This window comes from Streptomyces sp. CBMA156, assembly GCF_014596515.1.
Taxonomy (GTDB): domain Bacteria; phylum Actinomycetota; class Actinomycetes; order Streptomycetales; family Streptomycetaceae; genus Kitasatospora.
Genome location: NZ_MSJQ01000140.1, coordinates 1 through 20,272 on the forward strand (window position 1 = coordinate 1; position 20,272 = coordinate 20,272).

The window sequence follows — 20,272 nt, forward strand, 5'->3', positions numbered from 1 at the left end:
GACCGCCCCGCAGCTGGACGCCGACGTCGCGACGGCCCGCGCGTTCTGGCAGATCGACGGCGACGCGGAGGAGGCCGTCCGGATCCTGGCGTCCGTCCTCGACCGCACCGCCGGGACACGGCTGTGGGCCCGCTGGACGGTGGTCCGCGCCCTGCGTGCCGCCGCCTCCCTCGGCGCGGCCGGCCGGGACCTGATACCCCGGCTGGAGGCGCTGCTCGACGACCCGGAGAAGGCCGCCGGCGCCGTCCTCGCGCTGCTCGACATCGCCGGCCCCGACACCGTGGACCTCGGCCGCCTCGCCGAGGCCGCGCTCCGGTCGGTCGAGTCGGGCGCCGACGTGACGGGCGGCTGCGAGGCCCTGCACGCGCTGGGCGCCGCCGGGGACATCGACCTGGGCCGGTACGTTGGCGACCTCGTCGAACGCGACGGCCGGATCGTCACCTCCGGCCTCGCGTACGGCATCATCAGCGAGGACGAACGGCTGCGCGCCCTCCTGGCCGGGCTGTACTGACCCCGGGCGGTCCGCGGAGCGCCCGGGACCGGCACCCACCGGCACCCACCAGGGCCGGCTGTCGGTGCCTGGCGATAGCTTTGGTGATGTCGGCGGGCCGGTCCCGCCCGACGCCCCCATCTCCGTTTGCCCGAAAGGGGACTCCGCCGTGTCCGTCGCCGTGGAAGAGCAGGTCACGTACCTCGAACTGTCCGAGGACGAGGGGAGCGCGCACAAGTTCTACGAGGTGCGGCTCGCCGGCCAGGTGGTGACGGTGCGGTACGGGCGGATCGGTGAGCCCGGGCAGAGCAAGTCGACCACGTACCCGAGCCCGGAGAAGGCGTCCGCGTCGGCGGCCAAGAAGATCGGCGAGAAGGTCCGCAAGGGGTACGCCCCGGCCGTCCGGGGAGTGCGCCAGCGCCGGTCGGTGACCAGGCGGCAGATCGTCAGCAGCGGCTCGACCGCCCGTCAGGCGCCGCTGCTGTGGCGCTTCCGCTCCGGCTCGCCCGCCTTCGGGATCTTCGTCGGCGAGGAGCACGCCTGGGTCGGCAACGAGCGCGGCGACGTCTACACCCTCACCCACGACGGCGAGGTGACGGCCCGCTACGGTCTGCCGGACGGCGTCAAGTGTATCGTCGCGGACGACTGGTGGATCTACGCCGGCTGCGACGACGGCAAGGTGTACGACCTGGGCGGCAAGGTCCCGCGGGTGGCGTACGAGATAGCCCAGGACGTGGACATCTTCTGGCTCGACATCCACGACGGCGTGCTCGGCGTCGCCGACGAGCGCGGCGGACTGACCACGGTGGACCACGAGGACGAGTTCCAGTGGCGCCGCCAGGCCGACGGCCGGGCCGGCTGGATGGTGCGCTGCGACGCCGACGGCGTCTACCACGGCCACTCGCGCGGCGTCGCCCGCTACGACAACCGCAGCGGCGACCCGCGGTGGCACACCCCGACCAAGGGCGAAGTGCTGTTCGGCTGGCAGGAGGCCGACGAGGTGTTCGCCGGCACCGGCCGCGGCTGGGTGCACCGGCTGCGCAAGTCGGACGGCGCCGAGGTGGCCGCCTACCGCTGCGACGCCGCCGTCTTCTCCTGCGCGGCCTCCCCGGACGGCGAGTACGTCTTCGCCGGGGACAACCACTCCTCGGTGTACTGCTTCGCCGCCGACGGCACCCGGCTGTGGAAGCTCGCCACCGGCTGCGGCTCGGCGTACAGCATGCAGTACCGGGACGGCCGGCTCTACCTGGTGACCACGGACGGCTCGCTGGCCTGCCTGGACGCCAGTGAGCAGGCGGTGCGGGCGGCCGAGGGCGGCACGCTGCCGAAGACCGCCGAGGTCAAGGGCGCGGACCGGGAGCCGGTGCTGGCCGGCGCCGGGCTGGAGACGGTCACGGTGACCGCCGCGAGGACCGGCGGCGAGATCGAGGTCGAGTGCGTCCAGGACGGCGCCCGGCTGCGGGTGCGGGTGGTGTCGCAGGGCTACGACCCGTCCTGGCGGGTGCAGTTCCCCAAGGACGTCCGGATCGCCGGGGCCCGCTACCTGGTCGCCGAGGTGCGGGAGTCCGCCTCCGGGGGCTTCTACCGGGCGCGCGGCGAGATCAAGCGCCTGCTCTGACCTGCTGTCGGTTCGGTGACCTGTCGACGTGGTGCCCCGTCGACCTGTCGACCTCGGGCGGCCGTACGGGGGTGGCGGCCGCCCGAGGAGCTTCAGGCCAGGCGCAGCACCAGCTTGCCGGTGTTCTCGCCCCGGAACAGCATCCCGAAGGTGTCCGGGAAGTCGTCCACGGTGCCCTCCACCACCTGCTCCCTGACCTTGATCCGGCCGTCCGCTATCCAGCCGGCGAGTTCGGCGGCCGCCTCCGGGTACCGGCGGGCGTAGTCGAACACCACGAAGCCCTCCATCCGGGCCCGTCGCACCAGCAGGGACAGGTAGTTGGACGGGCCCTGCACGGCGCCCTCGTTGTTGTACTGGCTGATCGCGCCGCAGACCACTACCCGGGCGTGCAGCGCCAGGCGGGTCAGTGCGGCGTCCAGGACCGGGCCGCCGACGTTGTCGAAGTACACGTCGATGCCGTCCGGGGCGTGGGTGCGCAGCGCCTTGCGGACGTCCTCCGCGCGGTAGTCGATCGCGGCGTCGAAGCCCAGCTCCCCGGTGAGCAGCGCGCACTTCGCGGGGCCGCCCGCGATGCCGACCACCCGGCAGCCCTTCACCTTGGCGATCTGCCCGACCAGGCTGCCGACCGCCCCGGCGGCGCCGGAGACGACGACGGTCTCGCCCTTCTTGAGCGCCCCGACCTCCAGCAGCCCGAAGTACGCCGTCATGCCGGGCAACCCGAGGGCGCCCAGGTACGTCGACAGCGGGGCGAGCGCGGGATCGACGGTGAGCGCGCCCTTGCCGTCCGACACCGCGTACTCCTGCACCCCGAAGCTGCCGACCACGTGGTCGCCGACCCGGAACCCCGGGTGGTTGGACGCGACGACCTCCACCACCGAGCCCGCCCGCATCACCTCGCCGAGCCCCACCGGCGGCAGGTACGACGGCCGGTCGTCCAGCCACCCGCGCATCGCCGGATCCAGCGACACGTACCGCGTCCGCCCCAGGAATTCCCCGTCCCCGGGCTCCGGAACCGCCTCCTCCCCGTGCGCCCAGTCCTCCGGCCGCACCTCCCCGACCGGCCGACGGGCGAGGCGTATCTGACGGTTGGTTCCGGCCATGACATCTCCTGGAGCGCTCGGGTTCCACGGCTACACACACGCCCGATTCTAAGCAAGCGCTTATTTCATTGACCAGAGCCGGTGATCCCCGGAAACGCCGATAGGCTTCCTCCCGTGGAAACGGAGACCATCGAGGGAGTCACCACCCCGGTGGCGCACTCCTGGGCACACCAGCACACCATCGACCTGCTCCGCCTGCAGCTCACTCCGGTCCTCGGGCCGAGAAGACTGCGCACCGGCTCCGGCGACCTCGTCCTGCCGGGTACGGCGGACTGCTACGTGCCGGATCTGGCCGTCGTCCCGGCCGAACTGGCCAGAGTGGACGGGGCGCTGTGCCCCGACCAGACCGTCCTCGTGGTCGAGGCGACCTCCCCCTCGGACGCCGAGACCGACCGGACGGTCAAACGCCGCCGCTACGCCCAGTTCGGCGCGCCGCTCTACCTCCTGGTGGACCGGCAGGAGCGGGCCTGCACACTGTTCTCCCAGCCCGGCGCGCTCGGGTACACCCGGATCGAGGGCCCGCACCCGTTCGGCGTGCCGGTGCGGCTGCCCGAGCCGTTCGAACTCGACATCGAAACCGGCGAGTTCTGAGGCTGACCTCTGGTCACCCCGCGCGCCCGGGTCGATGTCGACGCGGACAGGGCGGGCCACCGCTTCCCGTGACGCCGGTGCCAGGGCTGTGGCGCTCGTGGCGGGCGCACCCGGACGGCGGCCTCCGGGGAGCCGTTCCTCAGTCCCCGGCCGGGCGCCAGCCGAGGGCGGGGCCGAGGCGGGTGGCCAGGTCGGTGAGGATCTGCACGTAGTCCTCGTGCTCGAACGAGAAGGGCAGGGCGAAGGCGACCTCGTCGACCTCGCGGTAGGCGGCGTGGGCGTGCAGCCGCTCGACCAGCTGCTCGGTGGTGCCGACCAGGTCGGGGGCGAAGAGCATCCGGGCCGGGCCCTGCGGGGCGACGGTGCGCGGGGTACGGGCGAGGGCGTACGCCTCGTACCTGGCGCGCTGGTCGGGGGTGGCGCTGTCGGTGGGGATGACCACCAGGCCCTGGGAGACCCGGGCGCGCTCGCCGTCGGGGTGGCGTTCGCGGAAGGCGCGGATCTGGGCGGCCTGGATGGCGGCGAAGTCGAGCGGGCCCGGGTCGTCCGCGTCCTGGGCCTTCACCACGCTGCTGGTGAGCAGGTTGAGCCCCTGCTCGCCGGCCCAGCGGGCCGAGCGCAGGCTCCCGGCGCCGTACCAGAGCCGGGAGCCGAGGCCGGGGGAGTGCGGCTGGACCCGGCGGGAGTAGACCTCGATGCCCTCGGTGCCCGCGAAGTCGGAGGCGTCCTCGCCGCGCACCAGGGCGATCAGCCGTTCGGCGCGCCGGGGGCTGAAGTCCTCCTGCCCGGCGGTGTCGGGGTGGAGCGCCCCGCGCACGTGCTCGTAGTGGACGGGCGGGCCGACGCTGAAGCCGGGGTTGAGCCGGCCGCCGGAGAGCACGTCCACGGTGGCCAGGTCCTCGGCGAGCCGCAGCGGGTTCTCCCAGCCGAGCGGGGTGACGGCGGTGCCGAGCTGGATGCGGCTGGTGCGCTGGGTGGCGGCGGCGAGGACGGCGACCGGGGAGGAGATGCCGTACTGGAGGTGGCGGTGGCGCAGCCAGGCGCTGTCGAAGCCGAGCCGCTCGCCGAGGGCGATGATCTCCAGGGTGGACTCGTGGCCCCGGCGCGGGTCCGCCTCGTCGAAGAGCCCGATGGTCAGGAAGCCGAGTTTCCGCAGTGGGCGAGGGTCCGGCGACATGGTGGGCTCCGCGGGGTGAGGGCGGCCCGGGGCGGGCCGGTCTGGTGGTGCGTTCCGAACGTACGCAGGCGCCGGGCCGTGCGACAAGATCGCCGCGCGATCCGGACACCGGCCCGCAACGGGGCGCAACACGGCGACACGTGCGGCGGCTCCCACCCCCTCGGAACCGGGGTGGGAGCCGCCGCGGGCAGGTCGCGTCCGGCAGCCGTCAGCAGCTGCGCAGCTCCGGGCTCTGGTTGCGGATCTGGTTGTGCAGCGAGGTGAACTCGCGGTACGCCGCGCTGTCCTCGGTGCCCGGCCGGAAGGCGCCGACGCGGTGGCAGTTGACGAAGGCGAGCTTCACGCCGAAGTGGTCCTCCAGGCTGCCGCGGATCGCGTTGCTGGCGAGGGCGCGCAGCAGCTGGGCCCGCTGCTCGTCGCTGGGCGTGGTGTTGTCGGTGGTGAACTCCTCTTCTCCGGCGGCGAGTTCGGTGCTGAGCCCGGCGACGACCTGGTAGGCGTACGGGAGCGAGGCCCGGACGGTGTCCAGGAACTCGGCCTCGTCGACGCGGCCCTGCCGGGCCTGGTCGAGGAGGGCGGGGGAGACGTCGAGCGACATGGCGGTCCTCTTTCGGGAGGGCGTGGGCTTCGATGGGCGGCGCTCACCCGCAGGTGGGCAGGCGGCAGTCGCCCGCAGCGGTTATCGAAGATGAAAACCATTGCAAGAAAGACTCTCCCGGTCACCCTGACGCCCTGTCAAGCACTGCCCCTCGAAGAGCTGACGGCGGGCGGCAGCGGCAGCCGGCCGGCCTTGATGACGAACACCGCGATCGTCACCGCCAGCGCGGCGAACACCACGCCCATCTGGAACGCGCTGCCGATGCCGTGCACCAGCACCTGCGAGGAGTACGGCGCCGGGAGCCGGCCGGTGGCCCGGAACTGGGCGGCCTGCTGCGGGGTGGCCTGCCGCAGGAACGCGGCGGCCTGCTGCCGGGCCTCGTTGCGGCTGGCCGTGCCGTACACGGTGACGAGGATCGACAGCCCGAGCGAGCCGCCGACCTGCTGGGTGGTGTTGAGCATGCCGGTGGCGGCGCCGGTCTCGTGCGGGGCGACCCGGGAGACGGCGGTCAGCAACGCCGGGACGAAGATCGAGCCCATGCCGAAGCCGAACATCAGGGTCGGCCCGAGGATGCCGCCCACGTAGCTGCTGTCGATGTCGATCCTGGTCGCCCAGATCACCCCGCCCAGCACCAGCAGCGAACCGGCCACCAGGAAGGGCTTGGCGCCGAACCGCACCTGGGTGCGGGCCGCGAACTGGGCGGCGGCCACGATCGCGACGCTGATCGGCAGGAACGCGAAGCCGGCCCGCAGCGGGCTGAAGCCGAGGATCTCCTGCACGAACAGGGTGATGAAGAAGAAGATGCTGAACATCGTCGCGGCCACGCAGAGCATCAGCGCGTACGCGCCGGAGCGGTTGCGGTTGCGGAACAGGTGCAGCGGGGTGATCGGCTGCGGCACCCGCCGCTCGTGGACCAGGAAGGCCGCCAGCAGCACGACGGCCAGGCCGAACGCGGTCAGCGTCACGGGGTCCGTCCAGCCGTGCGCGGAGGCGCGGATGAAGCCGTACACCAGCGAGACCATGCCCGCCGTGGCGGAGAACGCGCCGGCCAGGTCGAAGCGCCCGGGGTGCCGTTCGGACTCGTTGATGTAGAGCGGTGCCAGCAGCGCGATCGCGATGCCGATCGGCACATTGACGAAGAGCACCCAGCGCCAGGACAGCCAGGACGTCAGCATGCCGCCGAGCAGCAGACCGATCGCGCCGCCGGCCCCGGCGACGGCGGAGAACACGCCGAAGGCCCGGTTGCGCTCCGGGCCCTCCCTGAAGTTGGTGGCGATCAGCGCGAGTGCGGTCGGTGAGGCGATGGCGCCGCCCAGTCCCTGGAGGGACCGGGCGGCCAGCAGCCAGCCGGAGGACTGTGCGACGCCGCCGAGCAGCGAGGCCATGCTGAAGACCAGGACGCCGACGACGAACACCCGCCGCCGCCCGAGGATGTCGCCGGCCCGTCCGCCGAGCAGCAGCAGCCCGCCGAAGGTGAGGGTGTAGGCGTTGATCACCCAGGACAGGTCGGTGGTGCTGAAGCTCAGCGCCCGCTGGATGTGCGGCAGCGCGATGTTCACGATCGTGATGTCGAGCACGACCATCAGCTGTGTGGCCGCGATGACGGTGAGGGCAATCCCCGGGTGCTGGCCCCGACGTGCGGTCGCGGGCGAAGCCTCGGCCAGGGCGCGCGAGGTGGCCATGGCAGGTCCCCCAATGGGTTCGGGGGTGAACGACGGGCAGGGGACGGATTCGTTCACCACTACCGACGGTATCCCCGGGGGATAGGGAACACAATCGTTCATTACGGACATCTCGGCCCCGCCGGCGCCGTGGGTGCCGTGCTCACCCGGGCCGGTCTACGGCCCGGGCAGCCGTGGCGGGGTGCGTCAGCCGGCGCGGTGCAGGTCGCACTGCTGCTGGATGGCGGAGGGGGCGTCGCTGCTGACGATGGCGATCTTCGGCGGCGGCCCGGATCCGGCGGGGGCGTCCTCGGCGGTGCAGACGAGCTGCTGGATCGTGGGGGCGGACAGTGAGGCGGCGGGCCAGGACAGGCGCAGGGTGATCGTGCCGGGGGTGGCGGTGGCCTGGACCCGGCCGGAGGCGGGCAGGGTGCTGTACAGGCCGGAGCTCGCCTCGGCGCGGTCCGGTCCGGCGAGCAGGGTGTCGAAGGTCTGCTGGAGGTCCTCGCGTCGTGGGCCCGGGCGGATGGACAGCCGGATGCCGTGCTGGTCGAGGAAGTACAGCCGGGTGCCCGGCTGGACGCCGGTGGCCGGCTTCCCGCTCCTCACCGCGCCGGTGCCGGAGATCGAGCAGCCGGTGGCGGGCAGGAGCAGGAGCAGGGCCGCGCCGGCGGCGAGGCGGTGGTGGATGGTCACTGGTCCTCCGTGACGACGCCGAGGGGCAGGACGAGGGTGAACACCGCGCCGCCGTCGGGGGAGTTGGCCGCCTCGATGAGGCCGCCGTGCAGCCGGGCGTTCTCCTGGGCGATCGCGAGCCCGAGCCCGCTGCCCTCGGAGCGCCGACGCGCCTTGTCGGCCTTGTAGAAGCGGTCGAACAGGTGCGGCAGTTCGGCGGGTGGGATGCCGGGGCCGCGGTCGGTGACGGTGAGCACGAGGTCCTCGTCCGTGCCGCGCAGGGAGACCCGTACGGGCTGTCGGCCGTGCCGCAGGGCGTTGCCGACCAGGTTGGCGACGACGACGTCGAAGCGGCGCGGGTCCAGGCGCACCCGTAGTTCTCCGGGCAGGTCCAGCTCGACCTGGTCGACCCAGCCGCGCAGGTCGAGGGTCTCGCGGACGGCGGTGGCGGCGTCGACGGTCTCGGTGTGCAGCGGGGCCGCCCCGGCGTCCAGGCGGGAGATCTCGATGAGGTCGTTGACCAGCCGGGTGAGCCGGATGGTCTCGTTGCTGATCATGCGCAGGGCGGTGGCGGTGTCCTCGGGGAGGTGCTCGGCGTCCTCGTCGAGGATGTCGGTGACGGCGAGCATCGCCGCCAGCGGGGTGCGCAGCTCGTGGGAGACGTCCGCGGCGAAGCGCCGGCCCTGGGACTCGACGGCGCGCAACTCCTCGATGGTGCCCTGAAGGGTGCGGGCGGTGTGGTTGAACGTCTTGGAGAGCTGGGCGAGTTCGTCGTGCCCGGTGACGGTGAGGCGGGTGTCGAGTCTGCCCTGGGCGAGGGCGTGGGCGACGTCGCCGAGCGCCCGGACCGGGCGCAGGACCTGGCGGGCGGCGAGCAGGGCGAGGCCCGCGGCGAGGACGGCGGCGAAGGCGCCCGCCCCGGCGGCCGCTGCGAGCAGGGCGTCGCTGGCGCTCTGCTCGCGGTCGAGCGGGAGCAGGGCGTAGACGGTGAGTCCCGAGGGGGCGTGGGGCGCGGCGGCGTCGGTGACGGGGATGCCGGCGGCGAGCCAGGGGTGGCCGTCGGCGCTGAAGCGCTGGAAGGCGGCGTGGCCGGCGTTCACGGTCTTCTCCAGCGCGGGCGGGACGGCGACGGGCTGGGTCCACTCGGAGTGGTCGGTGCCGTGGGCGGCCAGGACGCGCCAGTCGCGGAAGCCGCCGGTGCCGGACAACTGGCCGGCCAGACTGTCGAGTTCGCCCTGGGTCGGCGGGAAGGGCAGGCCGGGGGCGAGGGTGTCGACGCGGCGGCGCAGCTCGTCCAGGGTGGTGTCCTGGGTGAGTTCCAGGGTGGAGTTGGTGGCGGCCCGGTAGGTCAGGGTGGCGGTGGCCAGCGCGCTCAGGGCGGCGACGGCGACGAACGCGGCCAGCAGCCGGGGCCGCAGGCCGGCGGCGGCGCGGCGCAGCCGGGTCCTGCGCGGCAGGGGTTCGGTGGTCACAGCGGCCCGAAGCGGTAGCCGAAGCCGCGGACGGTCTGGATGTAGCGCGGCTCGGACGGGCTGTCCTCGATCTTGGCGCGCAGCCGGTTCACTCCGGCGTCGACCAGCCGGATGTCGTCCTGGCGGCCCAGCCCCCAGACGGATTCGAGGAGTTGCTCACGGCTGAACACCCGCCCGGGGGCGGCGGCCAGCTCCAGCAGCAGGCGCAGGTCGCCGGGGGCCAGCAGTAGCGGGGCGCCGCGTTTGGTGACGGTCAGCGCGGCCCGGTCGAGGACCAGGTCGCCGTGCGCCTCCCGAACGGGCTCCGGCCCCGGACCGCCCGCGCGGCGCAGCACGGCCCGGATGCGGGCGTCCAGCACCCGGGACTGCGCGGGCTTGACCACGTAGTCGTCGGCCCCCGCCTCCAGACCGAGGACGGTGTCCACGTCGTCGCCGAGCGCGGTGAGCATGATCACCGGGGTGGGGCCGGTCTGCCGCAGCCTCCGGCACACCTCGAAGCCGTCGATCCCGGGCAGCATCAGGTCCAGCACCACGATGTCCGGCGGCTCGGCGTGGGCGCGCTCCAGGCCCTCCTCGCCGGTGGCGGCGGCGCGCACCTCGTGGCCCTGGCGGCGCAGGCCCAGCGTGAGCGCCTCCCGTACGGAGTCGTCGTCCTCGATCAGCAGTACCCGTGACATGCCAGTCAGTATCCGCTCTTCACCTGCGGAAACACGGCTGTGGCGCGGGGTGGGCCGCAGGTTGTTGCGAAACGCTCATACACGGCTCACAGACCCCGCAACCGCGCGACGGACGGTGGAGGCACACCGACCCGGGACACCTCCGGGCCCCACCGAGTCGTCCGAGGAGCACCATGCGCGAGCACCACGAGCCGAAGCCGTCCGACCCCACGCCGCCGAGCTGGTACCCCCGGGTCGGGGTGACGTCCCACCCCGCCCGTCGGCGGACCGCCGTGCTGCGGACCGCGGTCCTGGGCGCGGCGGCGCTCACCCTGCTCGGTGCCGCCGGTGTGCTGATGAAGGCGCCCGAGCGGCTCACCCAGCCCACCGGCTCCCCGGCCGCTCCCGCCGCCACGGCCCCGGACCCGACCCTGCCCGCACCGGTGGCGGACATGAGCATCTCCCGCCAGTCCGAGGACCCGGGCAAGACCGTCAACCTCACCATCGACGACGGCCCCGACCCGCAGTGGACACCGCGCGTCCTCGACGTCCTCGCCCGCAACGACGCCAAGGCCGTCTTCTGCATGCTCGGCCCCAACGCCCAGGCCCACCCCGACCTCGCCAGGCAGGTCGTCGCCGCCGGCCACCGGCTGTGCGACCACAGCGTCAGCCACGACACCGCCATGGACCACAAGGACGTCGCCTACCAGGAGAAGGAGATCGTCGACGGCCTGACGATGGTCCAGGACGCCACCGGCGGCGCCCCCGTCCCCTACTACCGCGCCCCCGGCGGCGCCTTCACTCCCGAGAGCCGCCAGATCGCCGCCGCCCACGGCATGCGCCCGCTCGGCTGGAACGTCGACACCCGCGACTTCGAACGCCCCGGCGCCGACCGGATCGTCGAGACCGCGAAGGCCCAGCTGCGCATCGGCCCCACCGTCCTCCTCCACGACGGCGGCGGCAACCGCGCCCAGACCCTCGCCGCCCTCGAACAGCTCCTGCCCTGGCTCAAGGACAACGGCTACGCCTTCAGCTTCCCCCAGCAGTGAGCCGCAGGGGCCTGCGGCTACTCGCCCCAGGGGCAGGAGGCGGCGGAGCGCTCCAGTTCGGTCACGCCGCCGGCCCGGCGCTCGCGGAGCAGTTCGCCGCCGAGCGAGTGGCGGGGTGCCGCGGCGTCCGACCGGGCGGCTCGCTCCACGATCGCGTCGACGAGCGAGCGGACCATGGCCAGGCGGGGGTAGGCGGCGTGGATCCGCTCCGCCTGCCGGGAGACGAGGGCCGCGTTGCGTCCGAAGTCGGCGCCCACGCCCTCGCGGGTGAGGTGGCTCAGCAGCCCGCGGCGCTCGGCGATGCCGGGGGAGGTGTGCAGGGCGATCGCCTCCCAGACGCGGTCGATGTCCGCCTCGGGCACCTGGTGACCGCGCAGCAGGTCGGCCGCCAGGTCGGCGCCCTCCACCTCGAAGCGGGCTTCGCCCTTCGCCAGGGTGCCGGTGCCCAGGTCGTGCAGGACGGTCGCGGCGAACAGCAGGTCGCGGTCGTAGGCGGCGTCGTCCAGGCAGCCCTCGTGGGCGGCGAGGAGCTCGGCGAAGAGGAAGCTGCGCACGCTGTGGTTGGCCACCGGCGGGGTCTCGGAGGAGTGCACGGCGGCGAGGATGGCCTCGGCCAGGGGGCCGGTCGGCAGGTCGAGTGAGAAGTCCATGGCCGAAGGTTAGGAACCGGGCCCTCGGTCTCGACAGTGGCACGCGGGCCATGGGTCGCTAGGATCGTGCCATGACGGCGATCGAAGCGCACCGGGTCGCGGTGCTGGCACTTCCCGGGGTCCTCCCGCTCGACCTCGGCATCCCGGTGCAGGCCTTCGGGTCTGACCCGCACTACGAGGTCACCGTCTGCACCGATCCGGCGGCCGGGCCGGTGCGCAGCGGCTGGTTCACCGTCGCCGCGGACGCCGGGCTGGAGGCGCTGGAGGGCGCCGGCACGGTCGTCGTCCCCGGCTGCCAGGACCCGGAAGAGCCGCCTCCCGCCGCGGCACTGGCGGCGATCCGCTCGGCGCACGCGCGCGGTGCCCGTCTGGTGTCGATCTGCACGGGTGCGTTCGTCCTGGCGGCGGCCGGGCTGCTGGACGGGCGCCCCGCGACGACCCACTGGCTGGACGCCGCGGCGCTCCAGCGCCGGTACCCCCGGATCGACGTCCGGCCCAACCGGCTCTACGTCGACGACGGCGACGTCCTCACCTCGGCCGGCGTGACCGCGGGCGTCGACCTGTGCCTGCACGTCATCCGCAGGGACTTCGGCGCCGCGGCCGCCAACGCCCGCGCCCGGGCCCTCGTCGCCCCGCCCCAACGCCCAGGCGGCCAGGCACAGTTCATCGACCGGTTCCGGCCGCCCGCCCGGGGCGAGGAACTCGCGCCGGTCCGTGCCGTGATGCTCGACAACCTCGCCCGCCGGCAGACCGTGGACGAGCTGGCCCAGCACGCGCACATGTCCCGGCGGACGTTCATCCGCCGCTTCCAGCAGGAGACGGACACCTCGCCGATGGCCTGGCTCACCGCCGCCCGCATCGACTGGGCGCGGGAACTCCTGGAGACGACCACGACCCCCGTCGAACAGGTCGCCCGGCTCAGCGGACTGGGCAGCCCCGCCGCCTTCCGCGCGGCCTTCCACCGCCATGTCGGCACGTCGCCCGCGGACTACCGGGCCACCTTCAGGGCGTAGCGCAGCCGCGTGGACCAGGGGGCCGGCGCCTTCCCCGTGGGCTGCGAAGCAGGCCAACTTGGCTGCGCCGCGCGCGTGTTACGCATCGGTGTTCACTCGATCGAGTGCGTGTGGACGGCTACCGGTGAGGCGCTGCCGGCCCTCCCGTAGCCTCGTCGCTCCGATCTCCGCCGAAGGAGGCACGGTGTCCGAGGAACTGTCCTGGTCGTCAGCTTCAGACCGCAGGGAGGAGGCCGGCCGTTCGATGACGGCCTGGGCGATGGCCCGCCGGCTGCCGCAGCTCATCCGGCGGGCCCTCGCGCTCGGGTGGCGGGTCGACCGTCCGTCCGTCGTCGCGCTGCTGGCCTGCCAGGCCGTCTCCGCCGTCCTGGGGGCGAGCGGACTCGTCGCGACCACGAGCATCATCTCGGCGCTGGTCGGCGACGGTCCGATCGCGGGCCGGCTGTCGGACGCGGCTCCCGCGATCTCCGTGGTCGCCGGGGCCGCGGCGCTGCGCTCCGGCCTCGGGATCGCGATCTCCGCCCTGAACGGGCGTCTGGCGCCGCGGATCGGCCGGGAGGCCGAGCTGATGCTCCTGACGGCGGCCCTGGACGCCGAGCTGTGCGCGTACGACACCGCCGGGTACAACGACCGCTGGGAGGCCGCGGACCGGGGTGCGGACGTGGCGCCCGACCTCCTCGGCGAGTCGCAGACGATCATGGCGGCCGCCGCCTCGCTGGTCGGCGCGGCCGGTGTCCTCGCCTACCTGCACCCGGTCCTGCTGCCGCTGCTGGTCCTGGCGGGCCTTCCGCAGGGCGTCGCGTCGATCCGGGCGGCCCGGGTGCACTACCTGTCGTCGGTCGAGACGAACTCCGACCGCCGGATGCTGGGCATGCTGCGCTGGTACGTCGTCGACAAGCACGCGGCCGACCAGATCCGCTCCAACACCATGGGCGGCTTCCTCCTCTCCCACTACCGGTCCACCGGGGCACGGGTGGACCGCACGATGGACCGCGCCGTCTGGAAGGGCGCCAAGGCGGCCACCGTCGGGGCGCTCGGCGGCGGTGCCGGCTCCGTGGTGGTGTGGGGCGCCCTGGTGCTGCTGATGGCGAGCGGCCGGATCAGCATCCCGTCCGCCGGGACGGCCGTCATCGGCCTCCAGACGGCCACGGCCGGCGTGCGCGGCATCATCGGCGAGGGCACCCGGCTGTTCCGTACGGGCCTCTACCTGGACGACTGGTCGGACTTCCTGGAGGAGGCCGGCGGTCACCGGATGGCGCGCGGCCGGAAGGCGCCGGGCGATCCGAAGGAGATCGCGATCTGCGCCATGGACTACCGCTACCCCGGCAGCGAGAGGAACACGCTGAGCGGGATCGACCTGACCGTCCGCCGGGGCGAGATCCTCGCGCTGGTCGGCGAGAACGGCGCCGGGAAGACGACGCTCTCCCGCGTCATCTCCGCGCTCTACCTCCCCACCGGCGGCACGGTGCGCTGGGACGGGACCGACATCGCGGACATCGAACCCGGTGCGCTCTGGGGCCGGGTGGCCGTGGTGCCGCAGGACTTCGCCCGCTGGCCGATGTCCGCCCGCGACAACATCCATCTCGGGCAGCCGGCCGCACGCGGCGATGCCGCGGTCCTCGCGGCGGCGGAGGCGGCCGGCGCGGACGAGGTCGTCGCCGGACTCCGCTCCGGCCTGGACACCCTGCTCGCCAGGGAGTGGTGGGGAGGGGAGGAACTCTCCGGCGGCCAGTGGCAGCGCATCGCGATCGCCCGCGCGTTCCACCGGCAGGCCGGCCTCCTGGTGATGGACGAACCGACCAGCGCCCTCGACGCCCGGGCGGAGCACCGGATCTTCGCGGGCCTGCGCGGGCTCGCCGAGGACCGCGCCGTCGTCCTGGTGACGCACCGGCTCGCCAACGTCGCCATCGCCGACCGGATCGTCGTCCTCGACCGGGGCCGGATCATCCAGCAGGGGACGTTCGCCGACCTCGTCGCCGACACCGGCGGCCTGTTCCACGAGTTGTGGACCCTGCAGAACGACCGCCGGATCCCGGGCCCCCGCGCCGGGAAACCCTGACGGCCCCGCACGCGTGCCTCCTCGGCCGTCAGGCGGACGGCGTCACGCTGCTCGTGCGGGAGAGGGGGAGCCGCCGGTCACCGGCGGCGCCGGTCCGGGAGCCGGGCGAAGTGGTGCTGGATGCGGGTGTGGCGGAACTGGTAGACGGCGCCGACCTTGCGCAGCACGCCCCGCTGGTGGGCGTCCTCCAGGAACGTCATCGCCGCCCCTGGCAGCCGTCCGGTCAGCGGCAGCCAGACGCGTGCGAGGACCGTCCACTGGCCCCACGCGGTCACGCTGAGTATGGTGCCGAGCCCGCCCGCGAGCGCGGTGAGGACCCCGAACCTGATCCCGTCCATGACCTCCCAGGCCAGCTCGATGCCCCAGAGCTCGCCGTCGAGGACCGCGACGACGGGCCACCCCGAGAGCCCGACCACGGACCCGAGCAGCGGTGCGAACATGAGCCACTGCAGGAGCACGGTCCTGCGGTTCAGGTCCAGCAGATCGCGGGGGTCAGGGGCCGACTCGATGGCGACGGGGGCCTCCAGCCAGGCCATCAGCGCGCCCATGAGCCCGCCCGCGACCGCGAACATGAACCCGAAGAGGACCGCGTCCACCAGCGCGACCCTGGGCCAGGCCGGATCGTGCCAGAGGAAACCCCTGATCACCTCCTGGAGGAGGCCGACCCCGGCCCCGCCCGCCAGCCCTCCCACGAACCCCATTGCGGCCCGGGAGCGGATCTCGGGACCGGATCTGGCACCCGACGTCCCCGTCCTGCTGCCGAAACCGATCCGGACGCGCGACGGCTCCAGGGCCGCGCCCCTGAACACGAAGCCGATCCCGTGCGCGAGCGCGAAGACCAGGACGGCGGGCAGGCCGTTGATCAGCCCGTCCACGACCGTGATGAGGAGCCCCTGCGCAAGCCCGGGGACGAGGCCGGACCCGGCCGCGGTGTACGCGGTGAGGACCCCGTCCATGGGCCCGATGAGGAGTCCGATGCACGCCCCGGAGACGAGTCCGGTCACGGTCATGCGCGTCACGAGCCGCATGGAGGTGCCCAGTTCCCACCAGGCGAGGTCGGGCTTTCCGCGCTGTTCGAGGTGCCGGGCGAGGAAGCCGAGCCAGCGGGACACCCGTTCCGGGTCCCGGCGCCGGCCCTCCCACGCCCGCCGGCGCGGCGCCTTCCGGCCGGGCTGGGGAGGCGGCAGGGGATCGGAGGGGTAGACCGAGGGGACGAGCGAGTCCAGCAGGTGGCTCTCGACCGCCTCGGTGGTGGGGAAGCGGTCCCGGTCGGTGAGGTCACCGGGAAGGACGCCCTCGGCCGGACGTTCGTAGGCGGTGCGGCACAGCCACAGCATGAGCGGGACCGTCAGGACTTCGGCCGCGGGGCAGGACGGGTCCTCGCGCAGCGCGTCGGTGAGCGGGCGCCAGCGGTCCTGGTGCTGCGGTGTGGCGGACCCGAGCAGGTAGTCGGCGGCCTCCCCGGTGGTCAGGGGCTCGGCCTGGACCACGGCGGCCGAGCGGAGCACGGGAACGGAACCGATGGTCCTGTCGTAGTCACCGGTACGGCAGGTCAGGACCAGGGGAGCACCCTCCGCCAGGGCGTTGAGCCTCATGAGGGCTTCCGGCTGCTCGGCGGCGGGCAGCTCGTCCAGGCCGTCGAGCACGGGCAGGACGCGCCGCTCCTGGACGAGGGTGCGGATCGTCCGAAGGCCCAGGTAGGGGTACTCGCGGAGCAACTGCCGTTCCAGCCAGGTCTCCAGGTGGTCCACCCGGGGGCGCCAGGAGGCGAGCGGCAGCAGGACCGGGACCTTGCCGCCCTCGCCCATCCGCTCCAGCAGCTCGATCACCAGCAGTACGGCCAGGGTCGTCTTGCCACTGCCAGGCCCGCCCAGGACGACCAGCCGCTGCTGCCGGAGGCGCAGGAACGCGCCGGCGAAGGACGCCAGGTCCGCGGTGCTCCCCTCGACCGGATCCCCCGTCAGACGGAGGTGGTCGCCGACTTCCTCGGCGCGCTTCGCGGACCACCGGACGGGAATCGGCTCCGGCCCGTGAAGGCCGCGCAGGGCGGCCTCCTGCCGCCACTGGGCCAGCACCACCTTCCCCAGCTTCTGTGCCGCCGTCTCCACCGGATCGGGGAAGCGCACGGTGAAGTAGTTGTTCTGGACGTTGTGGTTGCCGATCTGCACGCCGGTGGGGGCGTTGGTGACGATGGACGGCCCGCCGTCCGGCTGCGCACCGGTCACGGGGATCCGAAGTGGTTGTCCTGTCGTCCGTGGTCGCCGAGCATGACCGCGGTCGGCCCGTTGAACGTGTTCCCGCTCACCGTCGGCCCGCCGTGTCCCGGATCGACGGCCGCCTTGACCGCCTCGACCTCCTCCACGGCCTGCCGCAGTGTCCCGGCGAAGTCGGTGTCGTTCTCGGCCGCGTCCTCCAGGGCCAGCTCCAGCCGCTGCCGGGTGCGTGCGGTCGGCTCCTCCAGGCCCGAGCCGGCCTCCTCCACCATCCGTTCCAGCGCGGGCTCCGTGCCCAGACGGGTGAGCACCACGTCGTGCAGGCGGTCCATCCCGGCGTCCAGCGCCCCGTCGACCTCCTCGTCCACCCGGCCCGCCACCCGCTTCGCCTTGCCCACGGCCCACGCGAAGAGATACCCGACCACCAGCTCCATGCCCACCATGTTCGCTCCCTCCGCAGGACACGTTCGTCGGTGCACCGACAGTAGCTGCGCGAGCCCGGCCGCGTGGCACGAAGCACAAAGCCCACACGCGGCCGTCTTCCGCTGGACTGCCCTGCTCCGGCACATAATTGACGTGGCGTCAGATGACATGTGATCAGGCTGGTCACCGGTGCCGCTGGTCCGGGAGCCGGGCGAAGTGGTGCTGGAGGTGTACGTGGCGGAACTGGTAGACGGCGCCGACCTTGCGCAGCACGCCCCGCTGGTGGGCGTCCTCCAGGAACGTCATCGCCGCGTGGGGCAGCTGTCCGGTCAGCGGCAGCCAGACGCGTGCGAGGACCGTCCACTGGCCCCAGGCGGTCAGGCTGAGCATCATCCCGAGCCCGCCCCCGAGCGCGATGAGGAGCCCGAGTCTGAGCCTGGTCAGGACGTCCAGGGTGGGTCGGACGCCCCAGAGGGAGCCGTCGAGAAGCTCCATGAGGAGCCAGCCTCCGACCCCGATCACGCTCACGAGGACCGGTGCGGACATGATCCACTGCAGGCACACGGTTCTGCGGTTCGTGTCCAGCAGGTCGCGGGGTCCCTGGGCCGATTCGATGGCGACGGGGGCCTCGAACCAGGCCATCAGCCCGCCCATGAGCGCGCCCGCGAGTGCGAACAGGAACCCGTAGGCGACCGCGTCGACCAGTCCGACCATGAGCCGCGGCGCGTCGGCCAGGAGACCGGTTCTGGCCAGCCCCTGGAGGAGTCCGATCCCGGCCCCGCCCGCCAGGCCCGCCGCGAGTCCGGTACCGGCGCGCGCGAGGATCTCGGGAACGGACCTGGCGCGTGATCCTCCCGCCCTGCCGCCGAGGCGCATCCGTACGTGCGAGGGCTCCAGGGCCGCGCCCTTGGACACGAAGCCGATCCCGTGCGCGAGCGCGAAGACCAGGGCGGTCGGGAGGGCGCCGATCAGGGCGTCCGCGACCATGGACTCCAGCCCGTACGCGAGCCTGCCCGTGAGGCCCCGGCCGGGCCCGGCGAAGAAGACGATGACCCCGTCTATCGGCCCGTTGAGGAGTGCGACGCAGGCTCCCGAGACGAGTCCGGTCACGGTCATGCGCTGCACGAGCCGCATGGCGGTGCCCAGTTCCCACCAGGCGAGGTCGGTCCTGCCGTGCTGTTCGAGGTGCCGGGCGAGGAAGCCGAGCCAGCGGGACACGCTCTCCGGATCCCGGTGCCGGCCCTCCCAGGGCTGCCCGCCCGAGGCCCGTCGGCCGGGCTGGGGAGGCGGCAGCGGGCCGGAGGGGTAGACCGACGGGACGAGTGAGTCCAGCAGGTGGCCCTCGATCGCTCCGGCGGTGGGGAAGCGACCCCGGTCGGCGAGGTCTCCTGGACCAGAGTCCGGCGTCGGACGCTCGTAGGCGGTGCGGCACAGCCACAGCATGAGCGGGACCGTCAGGACTTCGGCCGCGGGGCAGGACGGGTCCTCGCGCAGCGCGTCCGTGAGCGGGCGCCAGCGGTCCTGGTGCTGGGGCGTGGCGGACCTGAGCAGGTACCCGGCGGCTTCCCCGGCGGTCAGGGGTTCGGCCCGGACCACGGCGGCCGAGCGGAGCACGGACGCCGAGCGGACCGCCGCGACGTAGTCGTCGGTCCGGCAGGTCAGCACCAGGGGACCGCCGGTCAGGAGGGCGTCGTTGAGCTTCAGCAGCGCTTCCGCTCGCTCGGCGACGGGCAGCTCGTCCAGGCCGTCGAGCACGGGCAGGACCCGCTGCCCCCGGACGAGGCTGTCGACCGTCTCCCGTCCCAGGTAGGGGTACTCGCGCAGCAGTTGCCGTTCCAGCCACCCGACGACGTGCTCCGCGCCCGGCCGCCAGGAGGCGAGCGACAGCAGGACCGGGACCGGAGCCGCCTCGCGCATCCGCTGCAGCAGCTCGATCACCAGCAGTACGGCCAGGCTGCTCTTTCCGCTGCCCGGCCCGCCCAGCACGACCAGCCTGCGCCGCCGCAGGCGCAGGAACGCGTCGGTGAAGGAGACCGGGTCCGCGGCGCTCCCCTCGCCGGGATCCCCCGTCAGGTGGGGGTGGTCACCGACCTCCCCGCCGTGTTCCGCACGCCACCGGACGGGAACCGGCTCCGGGCCCAGCAGCCCGCGCAGAGCGGCCTCCTGGCGCCACTGCGCCAGCACCACGGTGCCCAGCCCCTGTGCCGCCGTCTCCACCGGATCGGGAAAGCGCGCGGTGAAGTAGTTGTTCTGGATGCCGTGGTCGCCGTGCTGCGCCGCGGTCGGGCCGTCGTAGACGGTGTACGGCCCGCTGCCCGGCGCCGCGCCGGTCACCGGGGCCCGATGCGGTCGTCCGGCCGGCCGTGGTCACCGAAGGGACAGTCGGCTGCCGGCTCCATGCCCACCATGTTCGCTCCCTCTGCAGGACGCGTTCGTCGGTGCACCAACCTTAGCCCCGGGGGGGCGGTCGTGTGACGCGAAGAACGAACCTCAGGCCTGCTCAGGACATGTCGGATTGTCTTACCCGCACGTGTGGTTGACGCGACGGCAGGTGTCGCGCGCGAGCGGGTCGGCGGGGCCGGGGGAGGGCTGGTGCCACAAGGCCCGGGAGGCCCGGCGGAGCCGCCTAGCGGTCGGTCGACAGGGTGATCGCCGAGGCGGGGCACAGGTCGACGGCCTCGCGGACCGCCTCCAGCGCTTCCGGGGGCGGCTCGGGTTGCCGCACGAAGGACGTGCCGTCCTCCTGGCGCTGGTCGAACACCTCACCCGCCGTCAGCACGCACATTCCGGAGCCGATGCAGCGCCCGGAGTCCACGGTGATCCTCAT

The 20,272-nt window shown here is 73.5% G+C and carries 17 protein-coding genes and 1 pseudogene; 6 read left to right on the forward strand and 12 right to left on the reverse strand.

Features of this window, described 5'->3' with window-relative positions:
- Both BU198_RS11755 and BU198_RS11760 read left to right on the forward strand, forming a co-directional pair.
- Nucleotides 1-511: pseudogene (locus BU198_RS11755) on the forward strand (hypothetical protein); the annotation flags it as partial.
- Nucleotides 512-659: 148 nt separating this feature from the next.
- The gene (locus BU198_RS11760; protein WP_317620074.1) at nucleotides 660-2,108 is read left to right on the forward strand and encodes a WGR domain-containing protein; all 1,449 of its coding nucleotides are present in this window, start codon (nucleotides 660-662) and stop codon (nucleotides 2,106-2,108) included.
- A 92-nt stretch (nucleotides 2,109-2,200) separates the two neighbouring features.
- On the opposite strand, the gene BU198_RS11765 is transcribed toward BU198_RS11760, so the two are convergent.
- Complete coding sequence (locus BU198_RS11765) at nucleotides 2,201-3,208, reverse strand: NADP-dependent oxidoreductase (protein WP_188296781.1); 1,008 nt, start codon at nucleotides 3,206-3,208, stop codon at nucleotides 2,201-2,203.
- 114 nt (nucleotides 3,209-3,322) lie between these two features.
- On the opposite strand from BU198_RS11765, the gene BU198_RS11770 reads away from it, so the two are divergent.
- Nucleotides 3,323-3,799: a Uma2 family endonuclease gene (locus BU198_RS11770; RefSeq protein ID WP_317620075.1), complete on the forward strand. Its 477-nt coding sequence runs from the start codon at nucleotides 3,323-3,325 to the stop codon at nucleotides 3,797-3,799.
- A gap of 139 nt (nucleotides 3,800-3,938) precedes the next feature.
- On the opposite strand, the gene BU198_RS11775 is transcribed toward BU198_RS11770, so the two are convergent.
- The 6 genes from BU198_RS11775 to BU198_RS11800 form a co-directional block, all read right to left on the reverse strand.
- Complete coding sequence (locus tag BU198_RS11775) at nucleotides 3,939-4,976, reverse strand: LLM class flavin-dependent oxidoreductase (RefSeq protein ID WP_188296783.1); 1,038 nt, start codon at nucleotides 4,974-4,976, stop codon at nucleotides 3,939-3,941.
- Nucleotides 4,977-5,184: 208 nt separating this feature from the next.
- On the reverse strand, nucleotides 5,185-5,574 hold the full coding sequence (locus BU198_RS11780) for an SCO5389 family protein (RefSeq protein ID WP_188296784.1): 390 nt from the start codon (nucleotides 5,572-5,574) through the stop codon (nucleotides 5,185-5,187).
- 137 nt (nucleotides 5,575-5,711) lie between these two features.
- Nucleotides 5,712-7,256 (reverse strand): MFS transporter, encoded by a 1,545-nt coding sequence (locus BU198_RS11785; RefSeq protein WP_188296785.1) that lies wholly within the window; start codon nucleotides 7,254-7,256, stop codon nucleotides 5,712-5,714.
- A 186-nt stretch (nucleotides 7,257-7,442) separates the two neighbouring features.
- Nucleotides 7,443-7,931: a GerMN domain-containing protein gene (locus BU198_RS11790; RefSeq protein ID WP_188296786.1), complete on the reverse strand. Its 489-nt coding sequence runs from the start codon at nucleotides 7,929-7,931 to the stop codon at nucleotides 7,443-7,445.
- On the reverse strand, nucleotides 7,928-9,382 hold the full coding sequence (locus tag BU198_RS11795; protein ID WP_317620076.1) for a HAMP domain-containing sensor histidine kinase: 1,455 nt from the start codon (nucleotides 9,380-9,382) through the stop codon (nucleotides 7,928-7,930). The genes BU198_RS11790 and BU198_RS11795 overlap by 4 nt, the downstream gene beginning before the upstream one ends.
- Nucleotides 9,379-10,059, reverse strand: coding sequence for a response regulator transcription factor (locus BU198_RS11800; RefSeq protein WP_188296787.1), 681 nt, complete (start codon nucleotides 10,057-10,059; stop codon nucleotides 9,379-9,381). The genes BU198_RS11795 and BU198_RS11800 overlap by 4 nt, the downstream gene beginning before the upstream one ends.
- 335 nt (nucleotides 10,060-10,394) lie before the next feature.
- On the opposite strand from BU198_RS11800, the gene BU198_RS11805 reads away from it, so the two are divergent.
- Nucleotides 10,395-11,087, forward strand: a complete 693-nt coding sequence (locus tag BU198_RS11805) for a polysaccharide deacetylase family protein (protein WP_411293178.1) — start codon at nucleotides 10,395-10,397, stop codon at nucleotides 11,085-11,087.
- A 17-nt stretch (nucleotides 11,088-11,104) separates the two neighbouring features.
- Here the strand turns inward: BU198_RS11805 and BU198_RS11810 are convergent, their stop codons facing one another.
- Entirely contained in the window at nucleotides 11,105-11,737 is a 633-nt protein-coding gene (locus BU198_RS11810; RefSeq protein ID WP_188296789.1) for an HD domain-containing protein, read from the reverse strand.
- Between the two features lie 71 nt (nucleotides 11,738-11,808).
- Here BU198_RS11810 and BU198_RS11815 point away from each other — a divergent pair, with 71 nt between their 5' ends.
- Nucleotides 11,809-12,750: a GlxA family transcriptional regulator gene (locus tag BU198_RS11815; protein ID WP_188296790.1), complete on the forward strand. Its 942-nt coding sequence runs from the start codon at nucleotides 11,809-11,811 to the stop codon at nucleotides 12,748-12,750.
- A gap of 244 nt (nucleotides 12,751-12,994) precedes the next feature.
- On the forward strand, nucleotides 12,995-14,809 hold the full coding sequence (locus BU198_RS11820; protein WP_188296805.1) for an ABC transporter ATP-binding protein: 1,815 nt from the start codon (nucleotides 12,995-12,997) through the stop codon (nucleotides 14,807-14,809).
- A 77-nt stretch (nucleotides 14,810-14,886) separates the two neighbouring features.
- Here the strand turns inward: BU198_RS11820 and BU198_RS11825 are convergent, their stop codons facing one another.
- The 4 genes from BU198_RS11825 to BU198_RS11840 form a co-directional block, all read right to left on the reverse strand.
- Nucleotides 14,887-17,034: an NACHT domain-containing protein gene (locus BU198_RS11825; RefSeq protein ID WP_188296791.1), complete on the reverse strand. Its 2,148-nt coding sequence runs from the start codon at nucleotides 17,032-17,034 to the stop codon at nucleotides 14,887-14,889.
- Complete coding sequence (locus tag BU198_RS11830) at nucleotides 17,031-17,465, reverse strand: chromosome partitioning protein (RefSeq protein WP_188296792.1); 435 nt, start codon at nucleotides 17,463-17,465, stop codon at nucleotides 17,031-17,033. The genes BU198_RS11825 and BU198_RS11830 overlap by 4 nt, the downstream gene beginning before the upstream one ends.
- Nucleotides 17,466-17,628: 163 nt before the next feature.
- Nucleotides 17,629-19,779, reverse strand: coding sequence for an NACHT domain-containing protein (locus tag BU198_RS11835; protein WP_188296793.1), 2,151 nt, complete (start codon nucleotides 19,777-19,779; stop codon nucleotides 17,629-17,631).
- A 292-nt stretch (nucleotides 19,780-20,071) separates the two neighbouring features.
- Nucleotides 20,072-20,272: a ferredoxin gene (locus tag BU198_RS11840; RefSeq protein ID WP_188296794.1), complete on the reverse strand. Its 201-nt coding sequence runs from the start codon at nucleotides 20,270-20,272 to the stop codon at nucleotides 20,072-20,074.

Bases quoted from the DNA above. Each gene is read 5' to 3' on its own strand.
- BU198_RS11765 (WP_188296781.1), bottom strand. From the start codon at position 3,208: ATGGCCGGAACCAACCGTCAGATACGCCTCGCCCGTCGGCCGGTCGGG.
- BU198_RS11800 (WP_188296787.1), bottom strand. From the start codon at position 10,059: ATGTCACGGGTACTGCTGATCGAGGACGACGACTCCGTACGGGAGGCG.
- BU198_RS11780 (WP_188296784.1), bottom strand. From the start codon at position 5,574: ATGTCGCTCGACGTCTCCCCCGCCCTCCTCGACCAGGCCCGGCAGGGC.
- BU198_RS11815 (WP_188296790.1), top strand. From the start codon at position 11,809: ATGACGGCGATCGAAGCGCACCGGGTCGCGGTGCTGGCACTTCCCGGG.
- BU198_RS11785 (WP_188296785.1), bottom strand. From the start codon at position 7,256: ATGGCCACCTCGCGCGCCCTGGCCGAGGCTTCGCCCGCGACCGCACGT.
- BU198_RS11820 (WP_188296805.1), top strand. From the start codon at position 12,995: ATGACGGCCTGGGCGATGGCCCGCCGGCTGCCGCAGCTCATCCGGCGG.
- BU198_RS11840 (WP_188296794.1), bottom strand. From the start codon at position 20,272: ATGAGGATCACCGTGGACTCCGGGCGCTGCATCGGCTCCGGAATGTGC.
- BU198_RS11830 (WP_188296792.1), bottom strand. From the start codon at position 17,465: ATGGTGGGCATGGAGCTGGTGGTCGGGTATCTCTTCGCGTGGGCCGTG.
- BU198_RS11810 (WP_188296789.1), bottom strand. From the start codon at position 11,737: ATGGACTTCTCACTCGACCTGCCGACCGGCCCCCTGGCCGAGGCCATC.
- BU198_RS11775 (WP_188296783.1), bottom strand. From the start codon at position 4,976: ATGTCGCCGGACCCTCGCCCACTGCGGAAACTCGGCTTCCTGACCATC.
- BU198_RS11805 (WP_411293178.1), top strand. From the start codon at position 10,395: ATGAAGGCGCCCGAGCGGCTCACCCAGCCCACCGGCTCCCCGGCCGCT.